General features: G+C 51.7%; 14 protein-coding genes and 1 pseudogene. 5 read left to right on the top strand and 10 right to left on the bottom strand.

Going from position 1 to position 18,194, the window contains the following annotated elements; translation table 11 throughout:
* Positions 1–99: 99 nt before the first annotated feature.
* Positions 100–972 (bottom strand): hypothetical protein, encoded by an 873-nt coding sequence (locus tag U2W12_RS14285; RefSeq protein WP_326501364.1) that lies wholly within the window; start codon positions 970–972, stop codon positions 100–102.
* Positions 973–1,512: 540 nt separating this feature from the next.
* On the opposite strand from U2W12_RS14285, the gene U2W12_RS14280 reads away from it, so the two are divergent.
* Together U2W12_RS14280 and U2W12_RS14275 are read left to right on the top strand one after the other, a co-directional pair.
* Positions 1,513–2,367: an EAL domain-containing protein gene (locus tag U2W12_RS14280; protein WP_326501363.1), complete on the top strand. Its 855-nt coding sequence runs from the start codon at positions 1,513–1,515 to the stop codon at positions 2,365–2,367.
* Between the two features lie 377 nt (positions 2,368–2,744).
* Positions 2,745–3,785, top strand: a complete 1,041-nt coding sequence (locus U2W12_RS14275; protein ID WP_326501362.1) for an MJ1255/VC2487 family glycosyltransferase — start codon at positions 2,745–2,747, stop codon at positions 3,783–3,785.
* Between the two features lie 156 nt (positions 3,786–3,941).
* Here the strand turns inward: U2W12_RS14275 and U2W12_RS14270 are convergent, their stop codons facing one another.
* The 3 genes from U2W12_RS14270 to U2W12_RS14260 all read right to left on the bottom strand — a co-directional run bounded on the left by U2W12_RS14270 (position 3,942) and on the right by U2W12_RS14260 (position 9,049).
* Positions 3,942–4,616 carry a transaldolase family protein gene (locus U2W12_RS14270; protein WP_326501361.1) on the bottom strand — a complete coding sequence of 225 codons (675 nt, stop codon included), beginning with the start codon at positions 4,614–4,616 and terminating at the stop codon, positions 3,942–3,944.
* A 45-nt stretch (positions 4,617–4,661) separates the two neighbouring features.
* Positions 4,662–5,606 (bottom strand): hypothetical protein, encoded by a 945-nt coding sequence (locus tag U2W12_RS14265; RefSeq protein ID WP_326501360.1) that lies wholly within the window; start codon positions 5,604–5,606, stop codon positions 4,662–4,664.
* 437 nt (positions 5,607–6,043) lie between these two features.
* Positions 6,044–9,049 (bottom strand): EAL domain-containing protein, encoded by a 3,006-nt coding sequence (locus tag U2W12_RS14260; protein WP_326501359.1) that lies wholly within the window; start codon positions 9,047–9,049, stop codon positions 6,044–6,046.
* 197 nt (positions 9,050–9,246) lie between these two features.
* Between U2W12_RS14260 and U2W12_RS14255 the strand changes: the two genes are divergently transcribed.
* On the top strand, positions 9,247–9,918 hold the full coding sequence (locus U2W12_RS14255) for a class II aldolase/adducin family protein (protein ID WP_326501358.1): 672 nt from the start codon (positions 9,247–9,249) through the stop codon (positions 9,916–9,918).
* A gap of 58 nt (positions 9,919–9,976) precedes the next feature.
* Here U2W12_RS14255 and U2W12_RS14250 read toward each other — a convergent pair whose 3' ends face one another.
* The 6 genes from U2W12_RS14250 to dusA form a co-directional block, all read right to left on the bottom strand.
* Entirely contained in the window at positions 9,977–10,582 is a 606-nt protein-coding gene (locus tag U2W12_RS14250; protein ID WP_326501357.1) for a lytic transglycosylase domain-containing protein, read from the bottom strand.
* Between the two features lie 10 nt (positions 10,583–10,592).
* On the bottom strand, positions 10,593–11,792 hold the full coding sequence (purT, locus tag U2W12_RS14245) for a formate-dependent phosphoribosylglycinamide formyltransferase (protein ID WP_326501356.1): 1,200 nt from the start codon (positions 11,790–11,792) through the stop codon (positions 10,593–10,595).
* Positions 11,789–13,360, bottom strand: a complete 1,572-nt coding sequence (locus U2W12_RS14240; protein ID WP_326501355.1) for a DNA mismatch repair protein MutS — start codon at positions 13,358–13,360, stop codon at positions 11,789–11,791. The genes purT and U2W12_RS14240 overlap by 4 nt, the downstream gene beginning before the upstream one ends.
* Positions 13,361–13,469: 109 nt before the next feature.
* Entirely contained in the window at positions 13,470–14,438 is a 969-nt protein-coding gene (gene hemH / locus U2W12_RS14235; RefSeq protein ID WP_326501354.1) for a ferrochelatase, read from the bottom strand.
* 7 nt (positions 14,439–14,445) lie between these two features.
* Positions 14,446–14,988: a GTP cyclohydrolase I FolE gene (gene folE / locus U2W12_RS14230; RefSeq protein ID WP_326501353.1), complete on the bottom strand. Its 543-nt coding sequence runs from the start codon at positions 14,986–14,988 to the stop codon at positions 14,446–14,448.
* Positions 14,989–15,027: 39 nt separating this feature from the next.
* Entirely contained in the window at positions 15,028–16,038 is a 1,011-nt protein-coding gene (gene dusA, locus U2W12_RS14225; protein ID WP_326501352.1) for a tRNA dihydrouridine(20/20a) synthase DusA, read from the bottom strand.
* 129 nt (positions 16,039–16,167) lie between these two features.
* Here dusA and U2W12_RS14220 point away from each other — a divergent pair.
* Positions 16,168–17,121 (top strand): annotated as a pseudogene (locus U2W12_RS14220) (transposase).
* 498 nt (positions 17,122–17,619) lie between these two features.
* The gene (locus U2W12_RS14215) at positions 17,620–18,024 is read left to right on the top strand and encodes a transposase (protein ID WP_326501351.1); all 405 of its coding nucleotides are present in this window, start codon (positions 17,620–17,622) and stop codon (positions 18,022–18,024) included.
* Positions 18,025–18,194: the final 170 nt, after the last annotated feature.

Raw genomic sequence — 18,194 nt, 5'->3', positions numbered from 1 at the left:
GGCATCAGGCTTCGGTCAAAAAGTCATTTCCGCGTAGCATGATAGACCGGCCGGGTTTTAAAACCCCGGCCGGTCTTCATTTCTGGCGCTGATCCATCATCATGCGCATAGCGCTGTATTTTGGGCTAGCGGGAGGCCAAAAGACTCGCTGCCGTAAAAATCGCCTTCGACATGTTCAAAGCCCACGTTTCGCGCCAATGCGCTGTTTTTTATCTGCGTCACATTCGACAGGATACTCCGTCCGCCGATCGACCTCACCAATGCATTCCACTGCCGCAGTTTTTCACACGCCTTGGTTTCTCGGACCTTGTCAAGCGAGTTGGCCGCCACGATGACATAATTTGGCCCCAATGCCTGAATTAACTGATTGGCGTGTTGACCCAACGCGGCATAATCAAACTTCAGCGCGATTTGATAACCGCGGCGCCGGTAATTCTCCAGGCCCTGGTTCAATTGTTGCTGAAAACGCGCATAGGCCGGATTGACGGGCACCGTAATCACCACGTTTCGAGTTTCAAGTCCGCAGCGCACAATGATTTCTTCAAAATAAACGCCATGATTTTCTTTTACGCCGAGGATATGCCGGGGATCGACGTCCAGAAATAGCGTATCGGTTTCCGTTTGCGTCGGCAGCAACAAGTAATTCAGCATATGTACGGTTCTCGACAGTCGATCGAAACTCAGAATCGATAATGTATCGAGCGAGGGCGCCAAAGGATTGCTCAGCAAATGTTCAATATCATCCCCGTGCAAGGGTTCCGCCGGGCGGTTGGTCAACTGCAGTTTGGCGCTATATCCCGTGATACAATTCGGGTCATCCGTCAATCGAACCGGCGACAACATGCTGCCAATTTGTATCGGTCCATACACCCCCTGGACGACTCCGTTTTTGAAGACGAACGGACCCGAATAGTTGCCGGGGCTGGATCCCAAACGATAGTTGAAGTGTTCTATCAGTTGATGTAAAGGCATGGTTTTTCCAATCCTTGATTAATCGGTTTATACAGGTGTTGCTTCGATGAAGCGTAGGAAATCGAGAAATGTACTAAAGGGTAGGAGAAAAAGCCTTGGAAAGAAAACGATATATTTAGACAAAAATATCGAATTTGATAATAACGAGGCTCATGCACTCGAATTTTCGGGAATCAAAAAAAGCTGCAACCACCGATGAGTGGGCCGCACGATAGCGCTACAGAATTAGCAGATATATTCATCTAATAATATCGTTTTATCAAATCGGGAAACGGCGTTAGTATCGGCACCAAGGGCAATGACCACAAACTCTTTCCATTTTTAGTCTTACGGGTGCCTTCTAGGCGGGCCTCGCCCGCCATTTTTTGGAATTCATTTGAGGTTTTTTACTTTGCTAACGATGCGCGAAGCAAAGCATTGCCGCGTATCCGCGCCTGTTTGTCGGCTTGCTCTGTTGACGATGTCGAAAAATGACTCGATGCCGCGATGGCGGCATTATCATCCTCTTCCGGTTATGTTGTGCATGGGAGTAATCAAGCCATGAGCCAAAGCTTTATCGAAGTTTTAAACGAAAAAATGCAGGACGCGTTTTTGGGAGATTTTGATGATTACCTGAGCGTCGATAAATCCGGGCGGTATTCGGGTCTTTACCGGGGATTTAATCTTGATAGCGTCTTTCAACCCATCGCCACAGGAAGCGACCACCGGACTATTGGTTACGAAGCCTTGCTGAGACCCACGATCGGCAAAACATTGCCGGTTGAACCCAAGTTCGTGTTCCGTTACATTGAGGAAACCGGTGGTCTGGTGTTTTTCGATCGTATCTGCCGGACTCTGCACTTGCTCAATTTTCTGGGCATCAAAGAGGAACATGAGCTGTTGTTTATCAACGTGCATCCGGCACTGTTGTCGCGGGTGGATGCGCATGGCAAGGTCTTTGAAGCGATCGTGCACGCGCATTCCGTGCCGGTGGACCAGGTTGTAATCGAACTCGAAGAAAGCTTTTTGGATGACCGTAACGTGCTTGACAAGGCGTTGCGGAATTTCCGCGATCGCGGATTCAAAATCGCGATCGCGGATTTTGGCAGGGAGCTGACCTACGTCAAAAGGCTATGGAATATTACGCCTGACTTCGTCAAATTGCATGGGGATTTGATCCATGAAGCGGCCGTCAATGAAAAAGTCAGCCACGTTTTGCCCAGGATCATCGATCTGATTCATGAAACTGGAGGCGAGGTCGTCGTTCAAGGCATTGAAACCGAGCAGCAATTGTCCATTGCCGAGCAGAGCGGAGCGAAGTATCGTCAGGGTTATGCCTTGTCGAAACCGGAGCCGGCAAGCCATTGGCTGGAGCGGATTAGGTTAAGAGATCCTATCCGTAAAGCCGGTTGGTGATTTTGTCTTGGGTAGTGTTTCAAACCTATTCCGACAGTTACTGGTTTTTTTAGAAGTGCCTGCGAGGTTCAATATCACCATTTAGCATCGTTCCGATGCTCTGGCGCGGCAATGCCGGTTTTCCGTTGCGCGTCGTCGATAGTCCGTTCCTAGTCGGCTCATCGGAGGCCCTTGCCCTTTTCATCAAACCGTCACTGAACGGTTAATGTCTTGTAACAATCGCTTGCTATTTTAGCGAAGGTTTAAACCTGAAATGAGCACGCAGATATGGCATTACATTATCGTACCGTCCGGCTATCGGATGCGCCCTTAGGGGCCATGGGCTGCAAGGCAGCGAAGCCGAAGGATTGTCCGGTGCAAAGGGAAAATAAAGGCGCATGAAAATATTTTACGGTGTGCAGGGTACCGGCAACGGTCATATCACGCGCGCGCGCGAAATGGCCAAAGCCTTTGCCGAAGCTGGCGTCGACGTGACGTATTTGTTTAGCGGCCGGGACGCGGCTAAATATTTCGACATGGAGGTTTTCAACGGTTACCAGGCAATGAAAGGGTTGACCTTTCATACCCAGAACGGAGATGTCAGCTATCTGAAAACGGCATTGGATACCCGCCCGATCAATTTCATCAAAGAAGTTAAAGTCCTGGATTTTAATGGATATGATCTGGTGCTCAGCGATTTCGAACCGATCACTGCCTGGGCGGCCAGGCTCAGAAAAAAAAGGGTCCTGGGCATCGGTCATCAGTATGCGTTCAATCACCGCATACCGCGGGAAGGCGGCGATTTCATCGCCGAAAGCGTGATGAAGTATTTCGCTCCGACTCGGCAAAATATCGGCCTGCACTGGCATCATTTCGGGCAGCCGATCTTGCCGCCGATCATTGCGTTGAATGAGCCGCCGGAGCATGGGGTCGCGAACAAGATCGTCGTGTATCTGCCGTTTGAGAATCCGAGCGATGTGGTGAAGCTGCTCGCGCCATTCAAAACTTTTGATTTTTTTATCTATACACCAGTGGCGATGTCCTCGCCTTCCGAGCATATCAGGATCAAACCTTTATCGCGCGCCGGTTTTCATAACGATCTTCATGATTGCGCGGGGATCATCAGCAATGCCGGTTTTGAATTGATCAGCGAAGCGCTGCAATTGGGCAAGAAAATCCTGATCAAGCCGCTGCATTCACAGTTGGAACAAATCTCGAATGCCGCCGCGCTAAAACAGCTCGGCTACGGACATATCATGAGCGAGCTCGATGCGAAGACGATTGCCCATTGGCTCGAAAATCCGCGCCGAGTCAGAGTTACTTATCCGGGTGTCGCTAAAATCCTGGTGCGCTGGATACTCAGCGGCATGCCGCCGCTCGATGATGATTTCATCGAGGCCATCTGGAGTCACGTAAACGTTCTGCAACTGAATCATTAGCTGATAAGGGAGATGGAGTGATATAACGGCGTATTCGAAATGATGCCGTTGAAGCGGGGCAGGGAGGCGCCGCCTTTTTTATTTAACGGTTGAGTTCTTGCAGAAACCGTTTTAGAAGATCCTGAAAGGACGATTCCGATTTCGGCAGGTGGCTCTTTAGCTTTCAAATGATAATGTTCGCCCGAAGGCTTCCTGCCAGTCTTCGGTGAAGCGATTCACCGCCGGCTGCACGGACGGATGTGCAAACAGTTCGGACGCTACCTCGACCGGCAGTGTGATCGACGCGACGCCGGCCTTCAATACCTCCAGCACCTGCTGGGTATTTTTGAAACTGGCCGGCAACAGCTTACAAGGTACGCCATGACGGTCGAGCAGTAACTGCAAGTCGGCGACTACGCCGACGCCATTCGCGCCGATCGCGTCGATCCGGTTCACATAAGGCGCCAGGTAATCGGCGCCGCACAATGCAGCCAGAAACCCCTGCTGCACGCTATAAATCGCGGTCGCCAGTACCGGGATGTCTCGCGCGTTCATTTGTTTGATCGCGGCCAGGCCAATCTCTGTCGCCGGCACCTTCACGATGATGTCATAAGGCAATTCCTGCAAGCGCAAGGCTTCCTTGACCATTGCGTCCGCGCTTTCGCCGACCACCTGCACATGAATTCTGCCCTGTTTTCCCAATGCCTCGGTAACCTTCGGCAGCAATTCAGTGAGCCCGATACCCGCTTTGGCCAAAATGGACGGATTGGTGGTGATGCCATGTACCGGCAGGCAGGCGCTGAAACGTGCGATTTGGCCGATGTCGGCGGTATCGAGATATAATTCAAACATACTAAAATCCATCAAGTAAAACGAGAAATTGCGCCGCCACGGTTGCTATTCGTTATAAAGCGTCGAACAAAGCTTCTTGGCCGAAGCAGGAGCACAGATAAAATCATCGGACTCGTTCTGCCCAGCCCTGTCGTCTGTATCTAATCTGGATTTCTCTATTTCCCATCTTGTCTTGAAATAGTCAAAAAACAGATCGGCTAAATTCCAGTCGTCCGACTCAAAAGCGCTCTGGTTGCCGAGTTTCAAGACAGTTTCCCAGTTCAGATAAGGCATTTTCGAAACCGGCTCTGTCAGATAAAAGCTGTTGTAAACCGAGACCTTTTTCGACTCGTTCCGAATGATGATGAAAAACGGAATACAGGGCAGGCCGTCATAAATGAAAACGCCGATGGAGCCTTTGATCGAGTCGTCGATGCGCCCGATCACATCTTCCAGCGACACCTTAAATAACTTGCTGTATTCGTTAAACTCATGCGGATTGAAACCAGCGGCTTCGGTGGCTCGCAATTCGCCGATTCGGCTTCCGGCTTTCAAAATCATCAGGCGGAAATGCACGCCGTTTTTGATCGCATTTTCCAGTTCCCGCGACTTATTTTTGAAGCGGGGATCGAATGTGATCATCCAATACACATAGTCGCCGGGTTTTAAACCGGACATGATCTGGCTGAAATCGAATTCCTTATTGGTGATTCCCAAAAAGCCGCGTTTAACCGAATTGAATAGAACATTATTTACATACGTTTCGAGAGTCGCGCGCAAGTTCTTTTCCGATTCCCGGTGCTCTTCCTCCGCGATCAGCCAATGATGCACATAGCCGACCGAAATAATCACCGACAGGAACAGGCCAAATTCCGAAACGATTTTGAATAGCCAGGTATATTCCTTGAGCGACAGATCGGTCGCTAGGACGCCGAAAAATTTATAGACCGCGAACCCGCCGAAAATCAGGACCAGAACCAATAGCCATTTCAATTTCTTGGTTGTTGTCATCGCTGCTTGACTCGCTATTACGGACAATCGAAATTGTTCTTGGCGACTATCGAGGGCCAAAAACGCCGGCAAAGCGCAGAAGAATTAAGGAGGCCGTGCCGTATACCGGCAGACATCGAGAAAAACCCATTTCCTCTGACCGCATTGTACGAAAGCCTACCGAGAATGTCCATGTCGGGACTTTTTCGATTGCGCAGCCTCTTTGCGAGGCGACAATGGAGGACTCAGGTCTGAGGAATTTCCTCCCTATATGGTTGTATGCCTTCTGTATTCAGGCATTCGTTCTTCAGTTTGGCGACCTTCTCGGCCAGAAGTTCGCGTTGCGCCGAACGATGGCAACGGGCTTCGCTCTCGCAGTAAAAAGTTTCAATATTTAAGGGTGGATTGCGATGCCTACAATAATCGGATGGCAAGCAAATTACCGAATTCGTTTAAATTCAAAAATTCCGACACCACGACAAGAATTCGTTTGCCGGCATCGGGCGGGCAATGCCATAGCCCTGCGCAATGTCGCAGCCCATGTCCCGTAAGGCGATCATGTGAGCTTGGGTTTCGACTCCTTCAGCGACCGTGGCCCGACTAAAGGTTTCGGCCAAGGCGATAACACCTTGCACAATGGCGCGGTCATCGGAATTTATCAGCATGTCCCGCACAAAGCTCTTATCTATTTTGATCGTATTGAACGGCAATCTACGCAAATAAGCCAAAGAAGAATAACCGGTGCCGAAATCATCCAGTGCAAAACTGATTCCCATTGCCGCGCAAGTTTTGATAATGCCTAATACCTTTGCAATGTCGCTTAAGGCCGCGGTCTCTAATATTTCGATTTGCAGTTGATGTGGCGGCAAATCGGGATAAAGCGCCAGTTGTTGTTTTAATTTGGATACGAACTCCGGTGATTGCAAATGATTCGCCGAGATATTGAAGCTGATTTCAAGTGCAAGTCCTTCGTGACGCCAGCGTTCCATTTGCGTCAACACCGTACTGATGACCCACTCGCCAATCTGAATATCCAACGGGGTGTTTTCAATCAAGGGCAGAAATTCGTTGGGCGGCAATAGACCGCGCTCTGGGTGACGCCAACGGATCAGCGCTTCAGCCCCCACGATATGTGATTGGTCCAATGCTACCTTAGGTTGATAGTACATTTCGAATTGCTGATCAATAAACCCTTGTTCTATTATCGATATTTTCTCGATATGCGTTTTGAGCAGAACATCTTCGGCCGGATCGAAAATATGGTAACGATTTTTTCCTAATTTTTTGGCAAGATACATGGCTTGGTCGGCATGGCGAATCAACGTATCGGGATCTTCATTATCTTGAGGATAAAGTGTGACGCCAATGCTGGCGGTGAATATAAAAGGTTGGCCTTGAAGAAAAATGGTTTGAGCGATAATCGATATCAGCCTATTCAGGCTGTTCTGGCAGTCCTCGACATTCTCGATTCCCTGCAATAGAATGACGAATTCATCGCCGCCCAGTCGCGCCACGGTATCCGCGCCGCGTAAGGAGTGGCTGAGCCTGTTGGCAATTTCAATCAACACGATGTCCCCCGAATCGTGGCCATAGGTGTCATTAATCGGCTTAAAGCCGTCCAAATCCAGATAGCAAACCGCCAGCAGATTGTGTTCGCGGCGTGCCCGCGCCAGAGCTAATTGCATGCGATCAACGAGCAATACGCGATTGGGTATGCCGGTCAACGGATCATAATGCGCCATGAACTCGAGTTGCTGTTCATGTTGTTTCAGCAGGGTAATATCTGATGAAATCCCGACGTAATGACTGACCTTGCCGTTATCATCGGTTATGGCCGAAATCGTGGTCCATTCCGGATACACCTCGCCGTCTTTACGGCGATTCCAGATTTCTCCACTCCAGTGACTCGTTCTATTGATCGCCTGCCACATTTCCTGATAAAACTCCGGCCCATGATGACAGGATTTCAAAATTCGGGGGGTTTTTCCGATTACGTCCTCGCGTGTGTAGCCGGTGATCTGCATGAAGGCGTCGTTGACCTCGATGATATGATGAGAGGCGTCGGTGACGATAATGCCTTCCAATGTGGAATCAAAAATACGGGCTGTTAACCGTTGCCGTTCCTCGGCTTGCTTTCGCTCGGTAATATCGGTGGTAATGCCGTACCACTTCTGGATATGGCCATCATCATCAAACGAGGGATGCGCTCTGGCCGCACACCAGCGGTATTCGCCGGAATGGTGCACGATTCTGTATTCTCCTTCGAAGTTTTTACCCGTTAGCAGCGATTCCGACAAAGCCGCTAATACGCGTGGGTAATCTTCGAGGTGGACAATGTTTTCCCAGCCATGACCAAGCATTTCATCCAGGCTTAAGCCGAAATAATCGAGCGCTCGCTGGTTGGCATAATCGAGTCGTCCATCGGGTTGTGCTATCCATATTTGATCGGGCACTAAATTGAGCAACAAACGGTATCGCTCTTCGCTATAACGAAGCTCCCGCAGGATATTTTGACGTTCGGTTTCGGCATCGAGGGCGTCAAGCGCTAAACCAATCTCGTCAACCATCACATTCAACAGGCTGACGATCAGTTCGTTAAAGGCATTTTTTTCAGCGTGGAAAAGAGTCAGGACGGCATAAGGCGTCCCGTTTCTCACAATGGGAAATGCCGCGCTCGCTTGCCAATTGCCTGAGGCAAGGGAACGAGCCTGCCATGGGATGGTTGTGGGACTTTCAGAAAAATCCTGGAGCAGAACCGCGCGCCCTTCACGCAACGCGGTGCCGGTAGGGCCCTGTCCTTCAGGAATATCGGGTCTTACGGAAATAACAATATCATCCAGATAGTCCAGATGGGCGCCATGGCAAGCGATAACTTCAATGCAGTCATTTTCGGGATAATTTCTGCCGATCCACGCCATTTTCATGCCTCCGTGATCAACCGCGATGCGGCATACGGCATCAAACAGTTCGCTAGAGTTCTTTGCGTGTCTTGCAAGTCGATTAGTTTGGGCTACCGCCGCATAAACTTGATTGAGTAACTGAATCCGGGTTTCCTTCAGTTTGTGCCCGGTGATGTCGACCAGGATGCCAAGCGCTCGGATAGGCTTGCCATTCTCAAAAATAAACCGGTCTTTGGAGGCAAACCAGCGCTCAGCGCCATCCGCGCGGATCAGTCGAAACTCAACCGCGTCGTCGGATTGCGTTCCGGCTAACGAGTTTTGTAGTTGTTTATCAATAATGCTTCTGTCGTCCGGATGGACCATAGCCAGAAAATCTTGATGGCTTTGCCGGCTATCTTCCGGAAGCCCGAGCTGTTTTAAATACGCGGGACTGAGAGAAATCTGGTCGGATTGAATATCCCAATCCCAAATGCCAAAGCCCGCCACGGATTGAGCCAGAGTTAACTGCTTTTCGATTTTGCAAAGTTCTTCTTCAACTGCAAAATGGTGTTTACTCTTTTCCATCGAAAATTACAGTCTCCTAAGCTCTTTGCCGTGCGGCATCAGTAAACCACGATAAATTGGGCTGTTTGTATCTATTTTTATAGTCATCGAGATTGTTATATCGATGATAAAATCCGATTAGTATTCCAAGTGTAGACGCAAATTCTGTGCAAAGCAGACGTAAATAATTTTCTTATCCAAACACGTAAACCGACACAATGGCCGAACAGGAAGGCGTCATCAAATTCCGCCTGGATTATCAGGTTGCGCCTGCCCGAATAGAGGCTGGTTTTGCCGAGCTGAACGCCTGGCGCAGCCTGCTCTGGCGGCTCGGAATGATCGGGCAGGATGGCGCGCGCTATGACGGGTTGGGCTACGGAAACTTAAGCCTTCGTCTCGATGCGGGCAGCTTTTTGATCACCGGCACCCAAACTGGGCATATTCCTCAGTTGACAGCTGCACACTACGCTTGCGTATTGCAGGCGCGCCCCGATCAGAATTATCTTTCTGCCGAAGGACCGCTACCGCCCTCGTCGGAAGCCTTGACGCACGCGGCCGTTTACAGTGCCAACCCAACGGTTTGTTGCGTTGCGCACGGCCATAGTCCGGGTGTCTGGCGGAACGCCGTAGCATTGAAACTGCCTTGCGTGGAGGCCGGCATCGCATACGGAACGCCGGCAATGGCGCAAGCGGTTGGCGCACTGGTTGAAAGTCATCCGGGGCAGGGTGTAATTGTAATGCTGGGGCATCGGGACGGCTTGTTGACCTACGGCCAGACACCGGAGCAAGCGTGCTGGCTGATGACGCGCTGGTTGGCAAAGGCACTTTCGCTGGCCGATTCTTTTGAGTCGAAGGGCGAAGTCGGCAATGACTCGGCACATTCGGGATGAACGGCTAAACTCAACGCCTTTGCCTGCCGCGCTCGTCTAAAAACGGGGCGCGTAAGTTTTATAAAGACAAGCGATTATACGCCGCCAAAACCTGCCTTACATAGTTGCGAGTTTCGGGGTATGGCGGAATCGAGTAATTGTGTTTGATGACCGCGTTTTCGCCGGCATTATATGCGGCAACAGCCAGTTCCAGATTCGGACTGAACATTTGGATCAGGTCTCGCAAATAATGCGTGCCGCCGTCGATATTTTGATCCGGATTGCGGCGGTCGTCGACGCCGTAGCGCCTCGCGGTGTCCGGCATCAACTGCATCAAGCCGACCGCGCCGGCCGATGAAACCGCGCCGGCGTTATAGGCCGATTCAGTCTGGATTACTGCATGCACCAGTTTCGGATCGACCTGATGACGGTAAGCCGCTTCATTGATCAGATCGCTGAATTTTCGCTTGTTTTGGTCTCCGAGGTAGCTTCTGTAACCCGCCATGGCAGGAGCGGGTCGAGCATAATAGTAAGATTTCGTTACCATGATGCGCTTGTACGGGGTGTTTTCAGATTTAATATTGGTATAGTAGGTGCGGCCGGAACTATCGACATATTTATAAATGTCGGCCAGCGCTTCACCGGATATGCTTAGGGTGATTAAAACTGTGGCTAATCTCAGCATGACTCCACCTTTATCCTGAATTGATAATGACCAAGCTGGCGGCTTTAACCGCTTTTTCTCTCGCTTCTTCTATTGTTTCCGCGCTTGCCAAAGCTACGCCCATGCGCCGGTTGACCAAGGCGCGCGGTTTACCGAACAGACGGATTTCGCTGCCCGGCACGCTCAATGCGGCTGCGAGCCCTTCATAAACCACATCGACGGCTTCTTCCCGGCTCAATATAACGGCGCTCGCGCCGATTCTCAATAGTCCGGTATCGACCGGCAAGCCAAGAATTGCTCGGGCATGCAGTTCAAATTCATTCTGTTGTTGAGTAATCATTGTAGCCATACCTGTGTCGTGCGGTCTGGGACTTACTTCACTAAACCAGACATTATCGCCCTTCACGAACAACTCGACGCCAAAAATACCGCGTCCGCCGATCGCGCCGGTGACCTTAAACGCAATCTCCTGCGATGCTTTAATCGCCGCGGACGTCATCGGCTGCGGCTGCCAGCTTTCGCGGTAGTCGCCGTGTTCCTGACGGTGACCAATCGGTGCGCAAAAATAGGTCTCGATCTCGCCGTTTGGATTCAACGCACGCACGGTCAGCAAGGTAATCTCGAAATCGAAATCGATCTTGGCTTCGACGATCACCTTGCCGGTATCGACCCGGCCGCTGGCTTTCGCATAGTTCCAGGCCGCTTCCAATTGCTCGGGGCCTTTGACCATCGACTGGCCCTTGCCGGATGATGACATCGTCGGCTTAATGAAGCAAGGATAGCCTATTTTTTGATCGACGGCGTTTTTCAACTCAGCGAAACTTTCCGCGAATGCATAAGCGGAGGTCGGCAGCTTGAGCTCTTCCGCGGCGAGCGTGCGGATGCCTTCGCGGTTCATCGTTAATTGAATTGCGCGCGCATTCGGCACGACGGTGCCGATGCCTTGCCGTTCGATGTCGGCGAGCGCATCGGTCGCGATCGCTTCGATTTCGGGAATGATGAAATCAGGTGCTTCAAGTGCGATGATTTTTTTGACCGCCTCGCCATCGGTCATGTCGATTACATGACTGCGATGCGCGACGTGCATCGCGGGGGCATCCGCATAGCGGTCCACGGCGATCACTTCAATGCCGTAGCGCTGCAACGAAATGACCAGTTCCTTGCCGAGTTCTCCGCTGCCGAGCAAGAGGGCCTTGGTGGCGCTGTTCGATAATGCGGTGCCTATTTTCATGATGAACCCGCCAGATAGTTGTCGATATCTTCTTTCGAAAAGCCGATTTTCTTGGCCACGCGGTCGGCATGGCTGACGCGCGAAATGCCAGGAATCAATCGGTAAGTCGGCGCCTCATGCGCGAATTCGACCTGTTTGGCGATGCCCATGCCTTGTTCGATGAAATGGTCGACCAGTTGATGATTGTGGGTGATCAGCACCGTGCTGTTGCCCTTGCGGTAAAAGCCGGTCAGCACGTTCGTCGATGATTCCATTTTTTCCTCGAAAGTGGTGCCTTCCGACATCTCGTCGAGTACGACCAGGCTTTTCGCGGTGGTCGCGAGGAAAATGTCCTTGGTGCGTTTCAATTCGGTGCCGAAACGGCCTTCGCCGTCGACAAGATGACTGATTTCGGGCGCTTGATAAAAAATTCGATCGGCTATGGTCAGTGTCGCGGCCTTGGCCGGCACATAACAACTGATCTGCGCGAGCAACTGGATTTGCGTAATTGTTTTGCAGAAAGCGGTCTTGCCGCCGCTGTTGGGTCCCGTGACCAATACCAGCTTGTCGTCGTCGAGCACAAAATCGTTCGCGACATAGTTCGGATTGGCCTTGCCGAGTACCGGATTTCTAGCCGCGGCCAGATTGATCCGGTGATGTGGAGCATCGATCAACTTCGGTAGCACCATGTCGCCGCCGAAGGCTTCCGAGAATTTGATGAAGGACAGCAATTCGTCCAATTGCCCCAGTGCGTCCAGCGCTTCGCCAACCGCGTGCGAACTGCGAAACTGATTGCGCAGGGGAATAATGCAATTGTCGCGGTCGTAGCCGCCGACGATCGGAAAATAGACCAGAAACAGCGGCGCGAAGAAAATGATCTGCGCCGGTGTGGTGATGCTCATCGCCATCGGCAGCAGTCCTAGAAGAAAGGCCAGAGCGATGAAGATCAATGGCTTGAACAGGCGAGGCTTGAAAATCACCGAAATCGGAAACCAGCCTTGCTTTTCCTCCTTCGCTTGAATCACGCCTTCGGTTACATAGACCGGCCCGGCCATCAGCGAATAATCGCGGCTTGCCGCAAAGGCGTGGATTTTGTCGAAGACGCCGTTCAGGAAGCGGCTTTTGGGCGCTTCGATCTGGCGAATGCCATCGACCAGATCAAGCATGAAACGCACGCCGCGTTTATATTGCGCATAGCCGTAACCCTCGATTTCATGCTGGCCGCGCGCGGAGCCGAACGAACCGACAAATTCCGCATACAACAGCATATACAGATTTTTTTCGGTATCGGCCCCATGTTGCATGAGACGTTCGAGCGCTTCACGCAGCGGCTGATTGTGATGGATTTCCGCCACAGCTTCCTGCTTTGCGTTGAGTTGCTCAAGATCATCCAGAGGTCGGGACAGCGAGCGGTACAAAAACGCCTGTCCGAGCGTAGTCGAGCAATGATTGACCGATTCGAAAAGGTTATCGACTTCGATCGTATTGAAAGCGCTCGCATCGATTACGCCGGTTCCGGTATCCAAAGGCCGGGTGGATTTAATCTCGGGCCAGGTATTTTGCCAGCTTTGTAATATCGTTTCCGTCATCGGTGATCTCTCGTTATAAAATCAAACTAACGTTGCCTCGATCAAGAGCTACGGGCCGAGGAATGCGCTTCGATGCCCGCGACTCCGCATGGCGTCTTCGTTCTAGTGGTTAATCGTATGACGCCAGCAGGTTGACGAGCACATCCACATGCGTATCCGAATCGTTCAAAGCCGGAATATAATGGCAGGTGCTGCCGCCCGCCTTGAGGAATTCTTCTTTGTTCGCGATCGCGATCTCTTCGAGCGTCTCCAGGCAATCGACCGCAAATCCGGGGCAGACGATATCGACCGTTTTGATGCCTTGTCCGGGCAGGGCCTGCAATGTGTCCAGGCAATACGGTTTCAGCCATTCGGTTTTGCCGAAGCGCGATTGAAACACCATCCGCCATTCGTGATCTTGCAGCGAAAGCTGTTTCGCGATCCGAGCGGCTGTTTGCTCGCAATGCTTGAAGTACGGATCGCCCCATTCGGTCAGGACTTCCGGCAGGCCGTGAAACGACATCAACAGCAATTCGTGCTTGCCGTGTAAATGCCAGCTATGTTCGATCGATTTGGCGACCGCCGCAATGTAGCCCGGATCGCGATAATAATCGCTGATGAAGCGGACCTCGGGAATATGCCGCCATTTGGACAATTCATCGGCAACCGCGTCGAACACCGATGCGGTTGTGGTTGAAGAATATTGTGGATACAGCGGCAGAATCACCAGTCTGTCGATGCCGTCTCCTTTAAAGGCGAGCAATTGACCCGCGATGGTCGGTTCGCCATAGCGCATCGCATCGCGTACCAGCGTGCCTTGCGCCGCCAGTCTGGCCGCCACTTTTTCGCGAAGCTGCCGGGTCAGATAAATTAGCGGCGAACCCTTTTCGTCCCAGACTTTACGGTAAGCCAAAAAAGACCGGCGCGGACGCAGCGGCAGCACAAACAGATGCAGAATCAGCCACCATAGCGGCCGTGGCAGATTAACGACGCGCGGGTCCCAAAGAAACTCCTTTAAAAATCGTCGGACCGCCGCAGTGGTCGGTTCCGTCGGGGAACCCAGATTGACCAGCAATACCCCGGTTTTCTTCGTCGTCATGCGGCGCCTAGCGGTTGATCAGATTCAAGAATTCCGAACGTGTATTCATTTCCTTGCGGAAGATGCCGGTCATCACCGAAGTCGTCATTACCGAGTTTTGTTTTTCGACGCCGCGCATCATCATGCATAAATGTTTCGCCTCGATCACGACCGCGACGCCTTTGGCGTCGACCGCATGCTCAATCGCATCGGCAATCTGCTTGGTAAGCTTTTCCTGGATTTGCAGACGCCGGGCGTACATGTCGACGATCCGCGCGACTTTCGACAGGCCCAGCACCTTGCCGCGCGGCAGATAGCCGACATGGCACTTGCCGATGAACGGCAACAGATGGTGCTCACACAGCGAATATAGTTCGATGTCCTTCACGATTACCATGTCTTCGGTATCGGCGGTGAAAACCGCGTTGTTCAAGACCTCGTCAAGGTTTTTTTCGTAACCGTTATTCAAAAATTTAAACGCCTCGGCGGCGCGTTTCGGCGTATCGATCAGACCCTCGCGGTTCAGATCCTCGCCCACCGCGGCGATAATCTTCGAAAAATACTCTTCCACAATGCAGTTCTCAATATTAAAAAGTCGACGCAGTATACATCATTGAATGGTGAAATTTAATGCTTCGCGGACAACCGAGACGTCCGCGTCGTATTTGACCGCGTGTTCGCTGAGATGCCGGCGCCAGGACCTGGCGCCGGGCTCGCCGTGAAACAGGCCGAGGATATGCCGGGTGACGCTGTGCAGACGCACGCCTTCGGCCCGTTGCTGCTCGATATATGGCAACAATTTTTCGATGATCTCCGTGCGCGTGATCGCTTCGGTTGCTGTGCCGTACAGACGTCGGTCGACCTCGGCCAATAAGTAAGGATTGTGATAAATCTCCCGCCCGACCATCACGCCGTCGACTCCAGTCCGTAGTACGTCTTCCGCCTGTTCGAGCGTGGTGATGCCGCCGTTCAGCACGATCTGCAGGGCCGGAAAATCTTGTTTCAGGCGGTAGACCACATCGTAACGCAGTGGAGGCACTTCCCGGTTCTGCTTCGGCGACAAGCCCTTCAGCCAGGCCTTGCGCGCATGCACGATGAAAGTCTCGCAGCCGGCCGCCGCGACCGTGCCGATGAATCCGCTCAGTTCCTCGTAGGAATCCCGGTCGTCGATGCCGATCCGCGACTTGACCGTGACCGGAATCGAAACCGCTTTCCGCATCGCCGCGACGCATTCGGCCACCAATTCCGGTTCTGCCATCAAACAGGCGCCGAAACGCCCGTTCTGCACCCGGTCGCTCGGGCAGCCGACATTCAGATTCACCTCGTCGTAGCCGAAATCCTCGGCCATCCTCGCGCAGGCGGCCAGATCGGCTGGGTCGCTGCCGCCCAATTGCAAGGCGAGCGGATGCTCGCTCGCATCAAATTGCAAAAAACGCCGCCTATCGCCATGCAGCAACGCCCCTGTCGTGACCATCTCGGTATAAAGGCGTGCCTGTTTCGAAATCAGGCGATGGAAAAAACGGCAGTGGCGATCCGTCCAATCCAGCATAGGTGCAACACATAATGAATGTAGGTTGTTGTTTTTATTTAATATAGCCAGGTTTTTATGATTTTGCAACATCGGTTCACTAGCAGTATTTACGCACAAAAGATTGATAGATAAAGGCACATAATGAGGTGGAGAAGGCCAAAAAGATCTTGATCATTCTCTCATACAACCATGATATGCTTAGATTATTGCTAATTTCTTCTGGTCAGCCAGATCAATGACACGTTAACCTATTTTGCCGGTTACCCCCCGACCTTCAGTCACGATGCCATCAACCGCTACCTGTGGCATGAATGGATGATACCGGCTGATGGAGGATAACGTCCGTGCCGAGATTGTCACCACACCGAGCGGCTATCTGCTCTTCGACGATACCGTGCTTGATAAGGGCTTTTCCCGGCAGATCAAATGAGTGCGTTGCCAATACAGCGGCAATACGCACGGCCTGATCCGCGGCATGCGTCTATGTCAATCCGGAGCAAGATCAATTCTGGCTGATTGATTACCGGCTCTATGATCCCGACGGCGATGGCAAATCTAAACTGGATCATGTCCACGAGATGCTCAGCAACGTGGTCACTCATATGCGGCTGCCGTTTCATGCCGTGCTGATAGATACCTGGTACGCCACAAAAGATTTGATGCTGTTCATCGAATCCTTGCAGAAAGTCTATTATTGTCCTCTCAAAGTGAGCCGTCACGTGGATGATTCCGGCGGTGCGCGGCCAACGCCTCGATACGTTGCTATAGAGCCGGGCTGAACAGGACACGGCAAACGGATCAAGAGCAAAGGCTTTCCTAAAGCCCATAAGGTGTAGTGGCTCCGGGTTGAGGTGTCTACCCACCGCACGGATGGGATCGTCACGAACGATCACATTCAGCACTCCGCGGCGGCGGTACCCCAGGGTTGCGGCTATCGCTGGAAGATCGAGCAACTGCACCGCGAAGGCAAGCAGGTCAATGGCCTGAAACGCTGTCAATACCGCAAAACCCGCATTCAGCGCAATCCTATTGCCAGTGCGTTTGGTCTGGGGACGGCTAAAGCAATTCGCCTACGCCCCGAGGCGAACGGTATATCAATAGAAACAAGAGAAACTCGATGACTATCTCTGTCAACAACTCAAAAATCCGTCCCTCCGCATGCTGCTTGCGTAAGCCTTATAATTAAAAACTAAATTATATGATCGACTGAACGGTCAATTGAGTGCGCGTCAGGAAAAAGTACTCTTCTGAATATTTCGAGAAGGGCTGGAAGAAAAAGCCATCTCCTCAAGTTACGTTTTTTTACTCAAGGTTGCTGTTTAGGGGAGTTAAAACTTTACCTTCACTGACCCCCCAAGAAGGAGCGTGGCGCGCCAACGCCAATCATGCTCCACGAATTCGACCCGGGGTAGTAAGTTTTGTCGAGTAAATTATTGGCATTGATTTGGAAAGTTACCGATTTGCCTTTGATTTTCGTGTTGTAGCTGGTCATCAGATTGAGTGTGACATAACCGGGTAGCTGGAAGTCATTGTCGTTACCTTGACTTTGGCTGGAAGCGACGATTCCTCCGCCCACTTTGAGTCCGCGCAGAGTTACATCCTGAAATTTGAAGTGGCTACACTAAACCGGACACACTCTTTAAAATTTTCTCAAACAAGAGTGAATCCCCAATGAGTCCAGAAAAACCCAATATTTATACAGCCGAATTCAGGGCTTCAGCCGTCAAGCTGGCGAATGAATCAGATAAACCCATTACTCAGGTATCCAAAGATCTCGGGATTAACGTTAATACTTTGCACACCTGGATCAGCAAATACAGTTCTCCGACTGACCATGATAAAACTGTCCGCACCGATCAGCATCTCTACGATGAGTTAAAACGCTTGCAGAAAGAGGTTGTCCGTCTGACCGAAGAGCGCGATTTGTTACTTGTGCCCTTGGGTATGTCGACCGGCGCTACCGCCAGCCAGATCTGTGCCGGACTTGCGATCAAGCCAGGCATTGCAACAACTCCGCTACCCAACTCGCCAGCGTTGAAGCCGGCAGTTCCAGGCGATGGCCTTGGGCATGGGTAAAGACAATGACCTCAGTGACAGCCGGTTTCGGTTGAATCTGCACCGGTATCAAGGCCGTCGAATCCAACTTGGATAATTTGCGAGAGGCGCTCAATCGCGCCGCGAACGTACGGACATTGAGTTGCTGCTCGGCGCAATACGCCGCTTGCGACAGGCCACTCCGTTGCCAC

Origin of the sequence: Methylomicrobium sp. Wu6 (assembly GCF_035916875.1) — a bacterium.
In the GTDB taxonomy this organism is placed as follows: Bacteria; Pseudomonadota; Gammaproteobacteria; order Methylococcales; family Methylomonadaceae; genus Methylomicrobium.
The sequence above is the reverse complement of the archived record's forward strand: the minus strand, read 5'-3'. Positions and strand labels throughout refer to the sequence as shown.

What these genes read in the sequence shown, in the direction of transcription:
- U2W12_RS14260 (WP_326501359.1), bottom strand. Translation starts at nt 9,049, where the DNA reads ATGGAAAAGAGTAAACACCATTTTGCAGTTGAAGAAGAACTTTGCAAA.
- U2W12_RS14250 (WP_326501357.1), bottom strand. Translation starts at nt 10,582, where the DNA reads ATGCTGAGATTAGCCACAGTTTTAATCACCCTAAGCATATCCGGTGAA.
- U2W12_RS14265 (WP_326501360.1), bottom strand. Translation starts at nt 5,606, where the DNA reads ATGACAACAACCAAGAAATTGAAATGGCTATTGGTTCTGGTCCTGATT.
- hemH (WP_326501354.1), bottom strand. Translation starts at nt 14,438, where the DNA reads ATGACGACGAAGAAAACCGGGGTATTGCTGGTCAATCTGGGTTCCCCG.
- U2W12_RS14275 (WP_326501362.1), top strand. Translation starts at nt 2,745, where the DNA reads ATGAAAATATTTTACGGTGTGCAGGGTACCGGCAACGGTCATATCACG.
- U2W12_RS14255 (WP_326501358.1), top strand. Translation starts at nt 9,247, where the DNA reads ATGGCCGAACAGGAAGGCGTCATCAAATTCCGCCTGGATTATCAGGTT.
- U2W12_RS14270 (WP_326501361.1), bottom strand. Translation starts at nt 4,616, where the DNA reads ATGTTTGAATTATATCTCGATACCGCCGACATCGGCCAAATCGCACGT.
- U2W12_RS14285 (WP_326501364.1), bottom strand. Translation starts at nt 972, where the DNA reads ATGCCTTTACATCAACTGATAGAACACTTCAACTATCGTTTGGGATCC.
- dusA (WP_326501352.1), bottom strand. Translation starts at nt 16,038, where the DNA reads ATGTTGCAAAATCATAAAAACCTGGCTATATTAAATAAAAACAACAAC.
- U2W12_RS14240 (WP_326501355.1), bottom strand. Translation starts at nt 13,360, where the DNA reads ATGACGGAAACGATATTACAAAGCTGGCAAAATACCTGGCCCGAGATT.
- U2W12_RS14280 (WP_326501363.1), top strand. Translation starts at nt 1,513, where the DNA reads ATGAGCCAAAGCTTTATCGAAGTTTTAAACGAAAAAATGCAGGACGCG.
- purT (WP_326501356.1), bottom strand. Translation starts at nt 11,792, where the DNA reads ATGAAAATAGGCACCGCATTATCGAACAGCGCCACCAAGGCCCTCTTG.
- U2W12_RS14215 (WP_326501351.1), top strand. Translation starts at nt 17,620, where the DNA reads ATGAGTCCAGAAAAACCCAATATTTATACAGCCGAATTCAGGGCTTCA.